General features: G+C 56.6%; 15 protein-coding genes and 1 riboswitch. Of the genes, 2 read left to right on the forward strand and 13 right to left on the reverse strand.

What is annotated here, in order from left to right:
- Positions 1-36: 36 nt before the first annotated feature.
- The 6 genes from JJB07_RS08895 to JJB07_RS08920 form a co-directional block, all read right to left on the reverse strand.
- Complete coding sequence (locus JJB07_RS08895) at positions 37-825, reverse strand: CbiQ family ECF transporter T component (protein ID WP_201633824.1); 789 nt, start codon at positions 823-825, stop codon at positions 37-39.
- Entirely contained in the window at positions 818-2,566 is a 1,749-nt protein-coding gene (locus JJB07_RS08900; protein ID WP_201633827.1) for an ABC transporter ATP-binding protein, read from the reverse strand. Before JJB07_RS08900 ends, JJB07_RS08895 begins: the two co-directional genes overlap by 8 nt.
- Entirely contained in the window at positions 2,566-3,153 is a 588-nt protein-coding gene (locus JJB07_RS08905) for an ECF transporter S component (RefSeq protein ID WP_201633829.1), read from the reverse strand. The genes JJB07_RS08900 and JJB07_RS08905 overlap by 1 nt, the downstream gene beginning before the upstream one ends.
- Positions 3,154-3,285: 132 nt before the next feature.
- Positions 3,286-3,392, reverse strand: a riboswitch (TPP riboswitch).
- Between the two features lie 109 nt (positions 3,393-3,501).
- The gene (locus tag JJB07_RS08910; protein ID WP_201633831.1) at positions 3,502-4,845 is read right to left on the reverse strand and encodes a copper amine oxidase N-terminal domain-containing protein; all 1,344 of its coding nucleotides are present in this window, start codon (positions 4,843-4,845) and stop codon (positions 3,502-3,504) included.
- 110 nt (positions 4,846-4,955) lie between these two features.
- Positions 4,956-5,903 (reverse strand): UV DNA damage repair endonuclease UvsE, encoded by a 948-nt coding sequence (uvsE, locus tag JJB07_RS08915; protein ID WP_201633833.1) that lies wholly within the window; start codon positions 5,901-5,903, stop codon positions 4,956-4,958.
- A 60-nt stretch (positions 5,904-5,963) separates the two neighbouring features.
- Positions 5,964-6,221 carry a glutaredoxin family protein gene (locus tag JJB07_RS08920; RefSeq protein ID WP_201633835.1) on the reverse strand — a complete coding sequence of 86 codons (258 nt, stop codon included), beginning with the start codon at positions 6,219-6,221 and terminating at the stop codon, positions 5,964-5,966.
- Between the two features lie 93 nt (positions 6,222-6,314).
- On the opposite strand from JJB07_RS08920, the gene JJB07_RS08925 reads away from it, so the two are divergent.
- Positions 6,315-6,611, forward strand: coding sequence for a transposase (locus tag JJB07_RS08925; protein ID WP_201633837.1), 297 nt, complete (start codon positions 6,315-6,317; stop codon positions 6,609-6,611).
- A 149-nt stretch (positions 6,612-6,760) separates the two neighbouring features.
- Here JJB07_RS08925 and JJB07_RS08930 read toward each other — a convergent pair whose 3' ends face one another.
- On the reverse strand, positions 6,761-7,012 hold the full coding sequence (locus JJB07_RS08930; protein ID WP_201633839.1) for a hypothetical protein: 252 nt from the start codon (positions 7,010-7,012) through the stop codon (positions 6,761-6,763).
- A gap of 85 nt (positions 7,013-7,097) precedes the next feature.
- Here JJB07_RS08930 and JJB07_RS08935 point away from each other — a divergent pair, with 85 nt between their 5' ends.
- Positions 7,098-7,547, forward strand: a complete 450-nt coding sequence (locus tag JJB07_RS08935; protein ID WP_201633841.1) for a YlbF/YmcA family competence regulator — start codon at positions 7,098-7,100, stop codon at positions 7,545-7,547.
- 42 nt (positions 7,548-7,589) lie between these two features.
- On the opposite strand, the gene JJB07_RS08940 is transcribed toward JJB07_RS08935, so the two are convergent.
- The 6 genes from JJB07_RS08940 to JJB07_RS08965 all read right to left on the reverse strand — a co-directional run bounded on the left by JJB07_RS08940 (position 7,590) and on the right by JJB07_RS08965 (position 14,230).
- Complete coding sequence (locus JJB07_RS08940; protein WP_201633844.1) at positions 7,590-8,456, reverse strand: aldo/keto reductase; 867 nt, start codon at positions 8,454-8,456, stop codon at positions 7,590-7,592.
- Positions 8,457-8,548: 92 nt separating this feature from the next.
- Positions 8,549-9,601, reverse strand: a complete 1,053-nt coding sequence (locus tag JJB07_RS08945; protein ID WP_201633847.1) for a DUF4397 domain-containing protein — start codon at positions 9,599-9,601, stop codon at positions 8,549-8,551.
- A 99-nt stretch (positions 9,602-9,700) separates the two neighbouring features.
- Entirely contained in the window at positions 9,701-11,167 is a 1,467-nt protein-coding gene (gene cls / locus JJB07_RS08950) for a cardiolipin synthase (protein WP_201633850.1), read from the reverse strand.
- Between the two features lie 63 nt (positions 11,168-11,230).
- On the reverse strand, positions 11,231-12,271 hold the full coding sequence (locus JJB07_RS08955) for a phosphatase PAP2 family protein (protein WP_201633853.1): 1,041 nt from the start codon (positions 12,269-12,271) through the stop codon (positions 11,231-11,233).
- 13 nt (positions 12,272-12,284) lie between these two features.
- Positions 12,285-13,268 (reverse strand): hypothetical protein, encoded by a 984-nt coding sequence (locus JJB07_RS08960; RefSeq protein ID WP_201633856.1) that lies wholly within the window; start codon positions 13,266-13,268, stop codon positions 12,285-12,287.
- Positions 13,265-14,230 carry a hypothetical protein gene (locus JJB07_RS08965; RefSeq protein WP_201633859.1) on the reverse strand — a complete coding sequence of 322 codons (966 nt, stop codon included), beginning with the start codon at positions 14,228-14,230 and terminating at the stop codon, positions 13,265-13,267. The genes JJB07_RS08960 and JJB07_RS08965 overlap by 4 nt, the downstream gene beginning before the upstream one ends.
- Positions 14,231-14,277: the final 47 nt, after the last annotated feature.

A 14,277-nucleotide genomic window follows, 5' to 3' on the forward strand; every position in this document is an offset into this window, starting at 1 on the left:
GAAGCCGTCACCCCTTGCGGGAGACGGCTTCTTTTTTTATCGCATGAGGTAGTAGAAGACGAGGACGTGCAGGGCGAGCAGCAGGATGAAATACGCGAAGTCTGTCATCCCCACCTTCAACTCGCGGTAGAACGTCCGATTGTGCGTGCCGTCGAAACCGCGGGCTTCGAGGGCGACGGCGACTCGTTCGGCTTTGCGGATGCCTTGGGCGAGGAGGGGGATCGTGTAGCGGGCGAACGCTTGGAATTTGCCTCGCAAGCCCGGTACGCGGGCGACTCCTCGAACGCGATGCGCCGCTTTGATCTGCTCATACTCTTCGCGGAACATCGGGAGGAAACGGAACCCGGCGAGGAGTGCATAGCCGATTTTGGGCGGCAGTTTGAGTTGTTGCATGAGACTCAGGGAGAGCAGCGTGACGTCTGTGGTCATGGCGAACAGCGCTCCATAAGAGACGAACCCGAGCATGCGCAGGCCGATGTTGAGGCCTTTGACCAGCCCTTCCTCCGTGATCGTGATCCAACCGCCGTGCCACCAGACCGTTTCGCCTTGGCCGTATGCGGCGAGGACCCACGTGGTGGAGACGAAGAGAATGAGGAACGGAGCCATCCGTTTGAGAAACGTCCAGAGAGGGATGCGAGCGGCCGTGAGCGTGATCACCATCGGGATGAGCATCAGCACGAACGCCACCTTGGGCTCGTGGACGAAGATGAAAACCAACATGCAGAGCAAGTGAAGCAAGAGCTTCACCGACGGATTCACGCGGGCGACGAGACTCGAAGCCGCCGCTGGGAGGACTTGCCCGGCAGTATGATCATGGCTAGACACGGAGGGTTCCCTCCTTCTGGCGAGAGGCGTTCGAAAAATCAGAGTCCTCAGTGGCGTTGTTCGCTTCCTGAACCACGTTAGCCTTCGAGACTTTCTCCTCAGGATCGGCTGTGATTATGACGGCCTCGTTAGTCTTTCGTTGCAACTCGCCTGCTTGCTCAAACCGACGCAGTTGGTATTCATACGCGAGCGGTGCGGTGAGCGACGCTTTTTGCAAGAGGTCCGGTTGTTGGAACAGGTCGTGCGGGGTGCCGTCGAAGAGCAGAGTTCCATCGCCGATGACCAGCACACGAGACGCATATTCCGCGACGAGTTCCACGTCGTGCGTTGCCATGAGGATCGTGGTACCGGCAATGTTTCGCTCTTGCATGCGTTGGAGCAGCTCCGCCGTCGTCGCCGCGTCTTGCCCGAAGGTCGGCTCGTCGAGGAGCAACACCTCTTGGCGTTTGAGCAGCATCCCGGCGACACTCAGTCTGCGTTTCTGCCCTTGTGAGAGCGTGAACGGGTTCTTGTCCCGCAGGTCGAGCAGTCGGAAGTCTGTCAGCAACTGCGTCGTCTCCCGCTCGATCTGCTCCTGCGGCCATCCCGCGACCTTGCCGCCGAATGCGACCTCCTCGTACACCGTGTCTGCAATAAACTGATGCTCCGGATTCTGAAACACGAACCCCACCGCATCGTACAACTCCGGTGCGCGATACTTGCTGAGATTCTTGCCTTTCAAGAGCACCTGCCCCTGCGTCGGGTCCATCAACCCGCCGACCGTTTTCAGGAACGTACTTTTCCCCGCCCCGTTCGGTCCGAGGATCGCAACCCATTCGCCGGGGTGGATGGTGACGTTGAGACCTTGCCACACGACATGGCCGTTTTTGTAGCGAAGCCCTGCGTCACGGACGTCCAGAATCGGAGCACCGTCGGTGCGGACCGGTTCTCTTTTTCCCGAAGTCAGTTGGGTTTCCAGACGTTCGGCCAGCGGATGCGGCACGGTGGCCAGAAGTTCCTCCCATGTGACGGGCCAGAGCTTCGGCTGCCAGATGCCGTACTCGCGAATCATCTCAGCGTGTTCCCGCAAGACTTCCTGCGGAGTTCCGTCCGCGACAATCTGCCCCTCAGCATTGAAGAGCAGCACGCGGTCGACCCACTCGATGACCCCGTCCAACTTGTGCTCGATGAGCACGATCGTTTTCTGCCCCTTGAGTCGGCGGAGGTCTTCGATAACCAGTTGCGTGTTCAGCGGGTCGAGTTGCGCGGTCGGCTCGTCGACGAACAGCACGTCAGGTTCCAACGCCAGCAGGCATGCCAGCGCCAACCGTTGCTTCAGCCCGCCCGAAAGCTCGCGAATCGGAGTTTGGAGCGGGATGTCGAGACGGACGTCGCGCATCACGTTTTCGATGATCCCGCGCATGTCCTGACGCGGCACCAGACGATTCTCCAGCGAAAACGCGATCTCATCTTCCACCGTCAGCATGCAAAACTGCGCATCCGGGTCTTGAAACATCACGCCCACACGATCCGGGCGGGTGACGGTGCCTTTGAACCACGCTTCAATCGAGCGCGGGATGATGCCGGAGAGGACTTGCAACAACGTGCTCTTGCCGGAGCCGGAAGGGCCGAGGAGGAGCACCGCTTGATTTTTTTCAATGGTGACGTTCATCTCCCGCAACACGGGCGTATCACGGTCAAAAAATTGCACAGACACCCCTTCACTTGCGAGAAAGGGTGTCTTGGTCGTCGTCGTATTCATTAGAAGGACGGTTTACGGTCCGTCTTGCTGCGGATCAGTTGGTAGGAGTTCAAAACGCCCGTTTTCGCCAGCAGGTCGCCGACGATTTTGCCGAGCACGCCGGCAAACAGGGCGCCGGAGAGCAGACGCAGAGCGATTTTGAGGACCAGCATGCCCGTGGTGAGGTCCCCGATGTAGCCTTGGTAGTAGTCAATCGGCACACTCGCCGCCGCCGAAGCCATGCCTGCGAGAATCACGGTGCCCATGTTGAAAGTACGATAGCGGAAACCCGCGAAAATAAGTTCAGCTGCTGCGCCTTGGATCAAGCCGAACACGAGGGTGCTCAGGCCCCATTGACCGCCAAAAATCATTTCCACAAAAGCGGCTGCCACTTCGGACAGCATCGCGATGCCCGGTTTTTGCACGATGTACGCGGTGAGGATCGACGCGACGAACCACAGGCCGTAGATAATTTCAGACGAACCCGGAAGCCCTGCCTCCATCACGTTGTACAAAAAGCCCCAACCAAAGTACGCGACCCCGCAAATCATCGAAAGAATGACGGTGATCATGACTTCTCTGAAGTTCACGACACGACTAGTCTTCATGTCTTACTTCCCCCTTAGATAGTCTGACACGAGTTCGTTGCATAAAAAAATCCTCTCCCGGTTCCCGGCAGAAGATTCGTTGTTGGTAGACATCAGACGACAAACACATGCCCTGTTGCCTCGCACATGCCATCGCAGTCTCCGTCACTTCCTCACGCCGGTATTACCCAGGATCGAGTTCAGAGGGTTGGCGCGGATCTCGCCTCTCAGCCATTTGTACGGCACCCCTAGCAACTGCTCGTATTCAATTAAGTACTCCCCCATTGTAGTCCTCGGACAAAGTGTTTGTAAAGGGAAAAAAAGCGCCCACGTCACGGGAGCGCTTTTTCCCTACCCTCTCTTACTCTCTTACATCTCCGGGTCGATCGTGTCCACGACCCAGCCTTTGCCTTGCACCTGTACGAGCGTAATGCCGACGGAGTGATCTCCTTGAGTGTAGCGGTAGGTTTTTTTATCGGCTGTGGAATCTTGCACGGTCGTCAACACGCGCAGGTCGCTGCGATTGACAGGTTCTTTCAGCCAACTCAGTTTCGGGATGGCTGCGTTCATGGTCTGCGCAGCATGGCTGTTCCACTCGTTCGGAATCCCGCCGCCTTCGTCACCTGCGTAGTAGCCCCGCATCTGCCAGAGCGTGTCGTACGCACCGGCGTCCGGATTCTGATACGCCCCCTTGGTGTACTCATTCGTGTACGCCGCGAGTTTGTCGAACGCATGGCTTGCCGGATTGTATTCGTACAGCTCCTCCTTGGACGAGCCCGTTGCATCGTAATCTCGGCTGGAAACCACGACCTTCAGCTTGCCATCGAGCGTGAACACATCCGCCCGAATATCGCCAAAGAAATTCTCGACCTCCACCGGCTTCCCACCGTCACCAAGCGAATACGCGGACAACCACATGCCATGCATCCCCGCTCCGCCCGAGATCAACGTCAACGTCTGCTCCCCTTGAGCAACCGTCTGAATCGTGGCACCCGTTTCAAACTTGGATTGAAGTTTCGTCTCCGAACCGTCCGATTTGACGAAATACACTCCGTCAGGCACATGCCCTTCCTTGCGCGTCACAACGGCGGTGTAGGCATCCCCCGTCGAGGAAAACTTGATCCCCGACTTCACCGCACCGATCAATTCCCCCGGATGCTTGGCGGCAAATGCCTGCAACCACGCAAGCCCGTTCGACTCCGGCAACGAAACGATGTTGACGAGCCTATCGCTTTCACTCCACTGCACCAACGCGCCCAAGTTCTCGGCGACGAATCGCGCCGGGACGTAGACGTGGTCTTGGTACGAGATCGCGACATAACCCTCGTCGAGCTTTTTTTCCTGCCCGTCAAAAACGAAACGGACGCCCCTCGTATCCACTGTGATCGCGCCTTTGGCCGGCTGGTACGTGGCGGGCGGCGAGATCGTCGAGCCCTTGCCCGATTGGAAACGCACCGTCTGCGTCGCTTCGTCCCACGACACATCCGCCCCCATCTGCTCGGCAACGAACCGCGCCGGCACGTACATGTGGTCCTGATACGAAATTACGGTGTACCCGTCACCGAGAAATCCCCAGTTTCCATTAAACGCAAAGTCTGTAAACGTGCTCTCCGCCGTCACCTTGGCTGCGAACGTCGCTTTCGGACTGACGAAACCGCTCAGAAGCAACACCAGTGCCGCCCCCGCTACCATCCATTTTTTTCTGGATTTCAAAGTAAACCCTCCATTCCTCCCAAACTTCTACTCACAATGTAACACCAATCCCAACCCAATTGAAGAAAAAAATTCCTGCACCGTCCCGTGACGGCCAGGAATTCTTTTTCCTACATCGTGAGCACGGCCCCTTCGATTCGCTTGATGCCCCGGACTTTTCCGAGGTCTTCCGCGAGTTTGAGGCAGGCGAAGTCTTTCTGCTTGGCTTCGACCATGACGTCGATGCGCGGGAGACCGTGCTGTTTGCAAGCTTTGAGGAACACCAACAACCGCTCCGGGTCGATGAAGTCGCTGTGGGCCCGGAAGTCGCTCTCGTCTTTGGGGGAAGAGACGTGCATCTTCATCGGGGTGTCCCCCCACGTAGCGGCGATGCGCGGCAGGAGTTCGAGGGGCGTCTGCTCGCTTGGGTTGCACCAGTCGTGGTGAATGTCGAACATCATCGGTTGCCCGACTTTTTCACAGACTTGAAGCGTTTCAAGCAGGGTGTAGGTCTTGTCATCGTTCTCAAACGTAAGTCTCCGCCGCACGCTGTCCGGCACGAGCGGGAAATTGTCGTAGAGGGTCTGGGTCGCTTTTTCCTTGTCTCCGTAGACCCCGCCGATGTGGATGTTGACTTTGTGCTGGTGATCGAGCCCCATTCCGTCGAGGAGGTCGGTGTGGTATTGGAGGTCTTTCAGAGCGGCGGAGACCACTTTTTCCGAGCCGTTGAGCAGAGTGAATTGGTTGGGGTGCATGGTGAGCCGGATGTCGTGTTGCTTGGCAAAGTCGCCGATGGCTCGTAACTCCTCCGGGTACGTCGCTTTCACATCGATTCCCACATCGGGATGAGTCGCCAAGGGAATGACCGACGACGAGAGCCGGTGCAGTTTGATCCCGTGAGCGGCGTTGAAATAGAGGACGCGTTGCGTGGCGCGCAAGTTTTTGCGACCCACCTCAATGGCGCGGGCCATCGCTTCCTCGAACGGGCGTTGCTGAAACAGTTTATAGGTAAACGTCGAGCTCGGCGTATTGTTGAAGATCGCCAGCGCGATGGAAACGAACCCGATCCGCACTTCCATAAAAAAAATCACCTCGCACACAGTGTACCATGCGTGCGAGGCGATCATGTACGTCCCTGCTTATTTGAGAGCCTTGCGCTCCTCCAAATACCGCCGCAGCCAATGCTCCGCGATCTTCGAAACGAACGCTTCTTCGCCGTCGATGTGCAAGACCGGGATCTTGTCCCAATACTTTGCATTCACAGCCTCATCTGTCGTAATGTCAAACTCCTCCACCACCATCGGATAAAAAAGGCCCAGCCGATCCAAGATCGCCTTCACCTTCACGCAAAGCGTACAGCCATCCTTGGTGTAGAGGGTGATGTGAAAGGGTTGCATGTCGTTCTCCACTCCTTCTCCTCCCACTATACATATCTCCCCACCCCCTTGCAAAACCTACCTCTACCATGCAGTGATAAGGGGGCGGTGCGCGTGCAGTTAGTTTTGATCGTGGGGGTCATTTTGGTGCCGATACTCATGTTTGTGCTGCGACACCGCTCGGTGGCGGCTGTTTTCGACCTGATCGCGGCGCTGTCCGTCTTGCTCGCCAACATCGCAGCGGGGCTTGCGGTGCTGGAGATCAAGCAGGAGAACACCGAATTCACCACGCATGTTCACGAAATCTTCATGGACCCGCTGTTCCTCGCCACATCCGGCTACATCGGCGTGTACAGCGTCTACCGCCTGCTCGTCGCCACGTCCCGCACGTGGCAGGCCAAACGAATCTAGACAAAATAAAAAGCGGGCGATCGTCGAAACGATCCACCCGCTTTCGTCCTGTCTTCGCTTAGGGCTCCACAACCCTACTGCAAGCGAAGACTCCGCATATAAATATGTCGGCTCATTGGTTTCATAATACCACAGGCGACATCAAAAATCTAGATCCGTTCCCGTTTTGCCATCAACTTCCCAATTCGCTTGAGCTGAATCAGTTCCCGCACCTGCGATTTCAACACTTTCAACACCGTCTCGTCGCTCATCTGCTCCACGACTTCCTCGCCGTGATGGCGGACGGTCGCCTGATACTGCTTCACCAAAAAATCATAGTAGTCCTCTGCCCTATAGTCACCCGGAACATACTCGGCCAACTCCGCCGCGTACGTCCGCAGTTCACTTTCCAATCGCGCCAAATATTTTCCCTCCAAACTTTTCACAACTCCCCTCTACTGTACCCGATTTTCAGGTACAATAGAAAGTGAAGAAGGAGGTTGACCTATGCAGACTGTAGACCAACGCATGACCATTCTCGACAAAGCACAACAACTTGCCGGACTGCTCGCCCAATCGGAAGAGATGCAACGCTTCCGTCAGGCTGAAAATAAAATCAACCGCCACGCCGACGCGCAAGCTCTCATGTTCGTCGTGCGGGCGAAACGCAACGCCTACTCCCAGACCTCGCTCCGCCACGGATACGAACACCCGGCGACGGAGAAGGCCAAGGCGGAATACGATGACGTCCTCAACCGCATCGCCCAGATTCCGCTGATCGACGAATACAAGGAAGCTCAGGATGAAGTCAACGACATCGTCCAAGGCGTGCTCCAAACCATCGTCAACACCCTCTCCTCCGACGTTCCGGTGGAGAAAAGCGAAGACCCGGGTGAGAGCTCATCCGGTGGTGGTTGCGGCAGCTGCGGTTCCGCAGGCGGCTGCGGTCGACACTAAGAAAAAGGGCCCTCCGGTTTCGAACCGTGAGGGCCTTTTTTTCTACGCGTTGCGTTTGTACCACTGATCGGCTCCCCACGTCTCGGCCTTCCACGGGAGCGTCTCGGGAACTGCGAGGTGCAGGATTTCCTTCCAAAATTCGAGACGCTCCCACTCTTCCATCGGCGTGAAGTTCTCGGCGACGGAGAGGTTCTGCTCCAGTTGCTCCATCGTTTCCATGCCGACGATGGTCGTGGAGATCGGGAGCGAGAGCGTGTAGCGCAGCGCTTTTTCATACCACGGAGCGAGTTTGCCAAGCGCCATGACTTTCATCCCGATCACCGCCACGCCCTTCTCCCGCGCCAACGGCAGGAACTCATGAGCAAACGAGTAGATGTGATGATCGAGCGCCGACAACGCCACCAACGAAGAGTCAAAGTCAAACCGCCGCAACGCTTCCACCAAAACCTGCGGGTTCGTATGACCGCTGATCGAGAGCTTTTTCACCACGCCCTGCTCCTGCATCTCTTGCAACGCTTGGATCGCACCGCCCTTGGCGAAGATGGCGTCCAATTCCTCCAGCGTCACGACGTTGTGTAATCGCCACTCGTCTACATGGTCGGTCTGAAGCCGCTTCAAACTTCCCTCCAGCAGTTTCAGCGAACCGTCTCGCGTCCGATCATGGGTCTTGGTCGCAATTCGCACGTTCTCACGACGACCCTCCGTCAACGCCAATCCCAACCGATACTCCGATTGACCGTCCGAATAACTCGGTGCCGTATCAAAATACGTAATGCCCCGCTCAATCGCCGCCCGCACGATCTGAATGCCTTGCTCCTCCGTGCAGTTGTGCTCGTCCACGATGCGTTGCGCACCGAAACTCAACAGCGGAACTTCCCAACCTGTTCGTCCGAATTGCTGTGTGATCATTGTCGAGTTGCCCTCCTTTTCTTCCTCCCTATTATTGCCTACGATCTCCCATAAAAAAGACTACGGCACGCGAGGGTGCCGTAGTCTTTTTTTCATGCCTCCGGGATAAACAGCGGGGTGAGATGGTTCGTGGTTCCGAGGATGTAGAGAGTATAGGTGACGTTCGGGTCGACCTTGATCGGCGGGATGCGCAAGAGCGTTTCATGCTTGCCGGCCGCGCGCAGTTCAAGCTGACGAGTGCCGGGGCTGACTTGGAAGTAGGGCGACTTTTGTTTGAAGATCAAGTGCCCGATCAACACTTTGCCATGCGGCAACGTCACGTCCACCGCCGGCGCATTCGGCGAGAGATGAACGACTTTGACGCGGGCGAAACCGGGTTTGCCGCCTCTTTGATGGTCATCGATCACCACCGAGCGCAAGTTGCGCAGGAAGCCGGAGACGGCGACCGTATAGTGACCGTCGGGATGCAACTGCGCCGTGGTGTCGATGAGCGCACCGGCCGCTTTGCCTGCCGGGAAGGCTTGAATGCGATGACGACCCGCGTCAATCGGCAGGTACGGGGTAATTCCGTGGAACGCGACGTCGGTTGCGTATTTTTTCCCGTTGATGTAGATGTCTACGTGCCCTGCATCCGGAGAGGCGTGCAAGAAGCGAACACGCGCTTTCGGCGCATGGGCGATCGGCTTGACGACCGGCACCGCTTCTTCGCCCACGTTTTCGGAGATCGGGATGTCCTCGGCAGGCATGCCTTCCGAAATCGGGATGTCGACGCCCGGAACTCCCTCCGACGCGGGAACCACTTGCGGTTCTGGCGTGGGCATCGTGTGCGATCCCTGTTGCAACTCCGGCGTGCCGGGCGCCATCCCGTCGCCGGTCGGTTGTTCCTCCACTTTCGAGACGTTGATGGTGATGTACTTCGAGAGGTTGACGATAAACTTTCCGATCTCATCCAACTTGGCGAGGATTGCTTCCGTCGAGAGCACGCGGCCGCGCAGGTCTTCCACCTCTTGGGCTTGCGCTTGCAGCAGACGGTACGCTTCGGTGAGAAACGCCTGTTGGTTCTCTTGACTCTCCTGCACCAACGTGACCAACTTTGACACTTCGACAGCCACCTCGTGAGTGACAGCCTGATTTCGTTCCTTCAATGCCCGGACCTCCTCCTTGAATCTGGAGCCTCTGTCGGCTTTCCCATCTTCAAGGTATTAGAACGCCCAAGCAGTCGTGCGTGTCGAGCCTGACAAAATTTACAACAGAGGCGACAACAACCGCGCCCCCGACTCTTTGAAGCGATCGGACAACGGCCGTGACTTGTACGACTCCAATTCCACCAAGATCGAATCTTCGATGTCCTGCGTGAAGTCCTCTTGCAACCGCTTCACGAAGTTCCGATCATAGACCAGAGCGCTCGCTTCGAAATTCAACTGAAAACTGCGGATGTCCATGTTCGCAGAGCCGACGATGCCGATTTCGTCGTCGATCATGATCACCTTCGCGTGCAAGATCCCTTTTTGATACTTGTAGATCTTCACGCCCGCTTGCAACAGCTCTTCGAAATACGACCGCGAAGCCCAGTACGTCAACTGATACTCCGGAATCCCCTGCACGATCAACCGCACATCGAGCCCGCTGAGCGCCGCGGTCTTGAGCGCCATCGAAATGCTCTCGTCGGGGATGAAATAGGGAGTCTCGATGTAGACTTTCTCTCTCGCGGTCGCCACCGCCGTGAAATAGACCTGCCGAATCGATTCCCAATCGGAATCCGGCCCACTCGCGACGATCTGCGCGTATTTAGATCCCATGTTCTCAAGCGGCGGGTAATAACGTTCGTCCTCGATGCGCTGACGAGTGATGAAGTACCAATCATTTAAAAAGATCGTCTGCAGACGATGCGCACTCTCCCCCTCCAACACCAAGTGCGTGTCCCGCCAAAACCCGAATTCCCGTTTGCGGGACAAATACTCGTCTCCGATGTTCATCCCGCCGAGAAAGCCCACCTTGCCGTCGACCACCACGATCTTGCGGTGGTTGCGGAAATTCAACCGACTCGTGATAAACGGAAACTTCACAGGGAAAAAGTACTCGACCTGCACACCGCTGCTCGACAATTCGTCCAAAAAGTCTCGGGAAATCTCGCGACTCCCCAAGCCATCGATCAACACGCGCACCTCGATGCCTCTCCGTGCTTTTTGGATCAAAAGCCGTTGGATGTCGCGCCCGATCTCATCTTCCTTGAAGATGTAGTACTCCAAGTGGATGTGATGCTCGGCCCGTTCGAGCGCGTGGAACAATTCCTCGAACTTGCTGGGTCCATCGGTCAGCACGCGCACGCTGTTGTTGGTCGTCAGCGGCGAGTAGGCGCTGTTCAAAAGCAAGCGCACCAAGCGTTGCTGTCGATTCTCACCCCCGCCGCGCAGCAGTTCATCCTCCGTCATCTTGAGTGACTGTTCATGCACCAGTTTTTTGAGTTGGGTATCGCTGTTGTGTTTGTGGTGAAACAGCTTGCGTTTTCGCGCATTGCGTCCAAATACGAGGTAGAGCAGGAAACCGATGACAGGCAACACGATCAAGATGATCAACCACGCCACCGTTTTTTCCGGGTTGCGATTCTCTAAAAAGATGACGGTTCCTACCAACAGCAGTACCACGACCGCCATGAAAAGCAGGACTGCTACCGTCCACGCGATACGAATCACCACCCTTTCCCAGCTCATCCGTGTTTCCCCGTAGTATGCACGAAAAAAATCGCCTCCATGAGGAGACGATTTTTTGTGAACTCAAGAAGCGACTTCTGTCCCCGTCTGTCGGAGCGGGAGAGTCGCCGGTTCGTGGAACCGCTCTTGCCACCAAGCGGTGCCTCGACGCCCCAGCCAGCAGGTAAGCGTCGCAAGTCCGATGCCCGCGATGACGTCGATGACATAGTGATAGCGCAGATACACCGTCGAGATCAGAATCGAAACGACCAACGGCCCGTAGAGCCACATCCACTTGCGGCGGTACGTCCATACGAAGTACAACATGACGCACGAGATCGCGGTATGCAACGACGGGAAGCAGTCGCGGGAGATGTTCATATCCTGTTGCGAGGTCACCACCGCTCGTTGCATCTCCGTAATTCCCCCGCCGGAAAGCGAGGTGGTGTACGTGTCGGCCAGCGAATACAGCGGGCCGATCGCCGGCACGATCGTATAGCTCACATACCCCACATAAAAAGCAAAAAGCGCCGCCGCCACGTACCCGCTGACCGCTTGCCGCGACTTGAGCATCATCAGAAGCAAGGTGAAAAAAATCATCGGGAACCAGATCATGTACACGAAGCTCAGGTAATCGGTCAGCCACGGGCGAATCAGCGGCTCCAACCAGATCGACGGTTGCACGCCGAACATCCACGCGTCGATATGCAACAACCAGCCGTCGCGATCAATCGGGGAGAACAACGGGATGTAAAAATCGAGCGCCCGGTAGATGATCAGCAACACGCAGAACGGCAAGCCAAAGCGTGCGACGCGCAGCGTTTGCCCGACGCCCCATTTCAAACCGGGCTTCCAGGCGACTTTCCAGGAACTTTTTTCACGACGGGATTCACGGAACCAGCCGAGCAAACCGAGACCCAGCAGTGCGTACCCCAACGCTTTCGGGATGAAGTCGCGGTAGATCGCCCAAATCCACGACAGCGGAACCCAGTGCCAGCCCGGTTCCCCCTGCTTGGCGTCGATCTCGTCCCCGAGCGCGAAGAACCCGATCACGCACAGCAAGGAGACGAGAATCCCGATCACCTCATACAATTCCAGTTTCCGTACCCAACCACAAGTCTTCATCTCTCCATCCTTTCTATTGCAAAACGGCAGGTTGCGCCTCCCGTCCCAAATCCCGACGGCGCGTGTCCAGCAGAGACTGCACACGCTCGTCCATGCCTTCGTAGAGTCGATCGTCCGGCAATCCCAACGTCTCTTGCGTTTGGTCGTCGGCGCCCCAGAGGAGCCATTCGATCGTCTGCACCTCTTCGCCGTCGACGAGACTGCGCAAGATCAGCACGCTGTAGCGGTCGTCGTCGGTGCGCCATTCGATCGTTCCTTCCACTTGCATCTGAAGCATCGCACAGTCGTTCGCATAACCTGCGATCACTTCTTGGGACATTCGCAACACCCGGTGGTCCAATTCGCTGAGTTGAGCGGGTGTCATGGCGTTTGCTGCGTGCGTATCGTAAGAGACCAATTTGCGTACCCCGAGCCGGTGCAACGTGCGCTCGATACGCGCCATCTCCGGCCCGCCGTACTGCTCAATTTGCCCGATCGGACGCAGACTCAAGATGAAATAGTCCTTGTAGACCCAATAGCCGATGCAGTCCTTCCAATCCACGCGCGTTTCATAGGTTCCCTGCCCCGACAGCCCTCTGCGCACGGGGTAGATCGAAATTCCCTTGCGATCAAAAAGCATCTCCAATGCATTCACCGTTTTGCTCCGGCGATAGATCATCCACAGAATTCCGACGACAAAAACGCCGATGGCAATCCCGAGAAGCACCGCACCCTGCAACTCGCTTTCCTTTTTGTACTCCGGTTGCTGCATGTAGATGAACTGCACGACACCGAGTGCAATGGCCAAGAGATAGATGCGATTTAACAGTTTCGTAACCGACTCTCTGCGAATCGGCTCGACTTCGCGCTTGACGATGAGATGCTCCAACTTGTCGTGTGTCGCTTCATATCGGCGCAAATACCACCGGCGAACCGGAACGTTCAAGCCAAACATGGCAAACCAGACGCCGATCGTCAGCAAGCTCGTTTCCAGAAAAATACCCGTCCATTCACTCACGACAGCACGACCTCCTCTCGCTGTTCCTGCACTTCGCCGATGACACTGCCGATCCATTTTTGCAAATGATCCACCGCATCTTGACCGCGCGCACCGATCAGGTGTCCGATGTTGCCCGAACTTTGCCAGAGCGGCAACATGCTCGATGCTTTCTGCTCTCCCGCTTCATCCAAGAGGTTGAGTTGCAACCAAGAGCGTGAATACTCCTCGTGCAACCGATCTCCCGCCACGTTGCGGATGACGCCAAACTCCACCTGCAAGTCCAACTCGTCCAACTCTTTGCGGTACAAGTCGATGAGGTTCCATCCCATCTCCGTCAATTCGTCCTCCAGGCGGTAAAAGTACGTCTCGTCAAACTGCCCAAGCCAGATGCGGTCGCTCGGCTCCCCACGCTTGACGTTGAGAGACGAGAGCAAGTCCCGAATCTTCTCAAAATCACGGGCGTTGTACTCCACCTGCAACTTCTGCTGTTCCGCGCGAAAGAACTGCACATACCCGCCCTCATAGCGGTACGAATCGATCTCGCTCCAAGAGACGTGCTGCCTCGGCTCAACGTTCCACAACGTCTGCCCCCCAGATGCGGCAAATACCAAAACAGACTTGTCCGTCAGCACGAACGTCTGGTACTTCTGCCACGGCGCACGCCCGTACATCTGGCGTCCCCAGAGAAAAGAAGCGACCAAAACGCCGAATTCAATCCACTTCGGCTGGTCGTACAAGATCACAATCCACACCACCAGCAAGCAAAGCGTGACCCACTGCGTCACCGGGTTCGGCGCGATTTGGTAGCCCTCCAAGCGGGTGTTCACATCGGAAATCAACTTTACGCGCTCCTGTTTGCGCAGGTTGCGAATGACGCGTGTTTTCCACCAAGGGTACGTCCCCCAGATCAAATAACTTAACAAAAACGCTGCTGCAGCCGCCACCAGACAGCCCCCCAGCGTGCTCAAAATCTCTGACATACCTACCCCTCCAAATTCAAGCAACCTGTGTAAATTTCGAGTTTTGT

Source organism: Tumebacillus amylolyticus (assembly GCF_016722965.1).
Taxonomy (GTDB): Bacteria; Bacillota; Bacilli; order Tumebacillales; family Tumebacillaceae; genus Tumebacillus; species Tumebacillus amylolyticus.

Bases quoted from the DNA above. Each gene is read 5' to 3' on its own strand.
- cls (WP_201633850.1), bottom strand. From the start codon at position 11,167: ATGAGCTGGGAAAGGGTGGTGATTCGTATCGCGTGGACGGTAGCAGTC.
- JJB07_RS08940 (WP_201633844.1), bottom strand. From the start codon at position 8,456: ATGATCACACAGCAATTCGGACGAACAGGTTGGGAAGTTCCGCTGTTG.
- JJB07_RS08955 (WP_201633853.1), bottom strand. From the start codon at position 12,271: ATGAAGACTTGTGGTTGGGTACGGAAACTGGAATTGTATGAGGTGATC.
- JJB07_RS08905 (WP_201633829.1), bottom strand. From the start codon at position 3,153: ATGAAGACTAGTCGTGTCGTGAACTTCAGAGAAGTCATGATCACCGTC.
- JJB07_RS08920 (WP_201633835.1), bottom strand. From the start codon at position 6,221: ATGCAACCCTTTCACATCACCCTCTACACCAAGGATGGCTGTACGCTT.
- uvsE (WP_201633833.1), bottom strand. From the start codon at position 5,903: ATGGAAGTGCGGATCGGGTTCGTTTCCATCGCGCTGGCGATCTTCAAC.
- JJB07_RS08965 (WP_201633859.1), bottom strand. From the start codon at position 14,230: ATGTCAGAGATTTTGAGCACGCTGGGGGGCTGTCTGGTGGCGGCTGCA.
- JJB07_RS08935 (WP_201633841.1), top strand. From the start codon at position 7,098: ATGCAGACTGTAGACCAACGCATGACCATTCTCGACAAAGCACAACAA.
- JJB07_RS08900 (WP_201633827.1), bottom strand. From the start codon at position 2,566: ATGAATACGACGACGACCAAGACACCCTTTCTCGCAAGTGAAGGGGTG.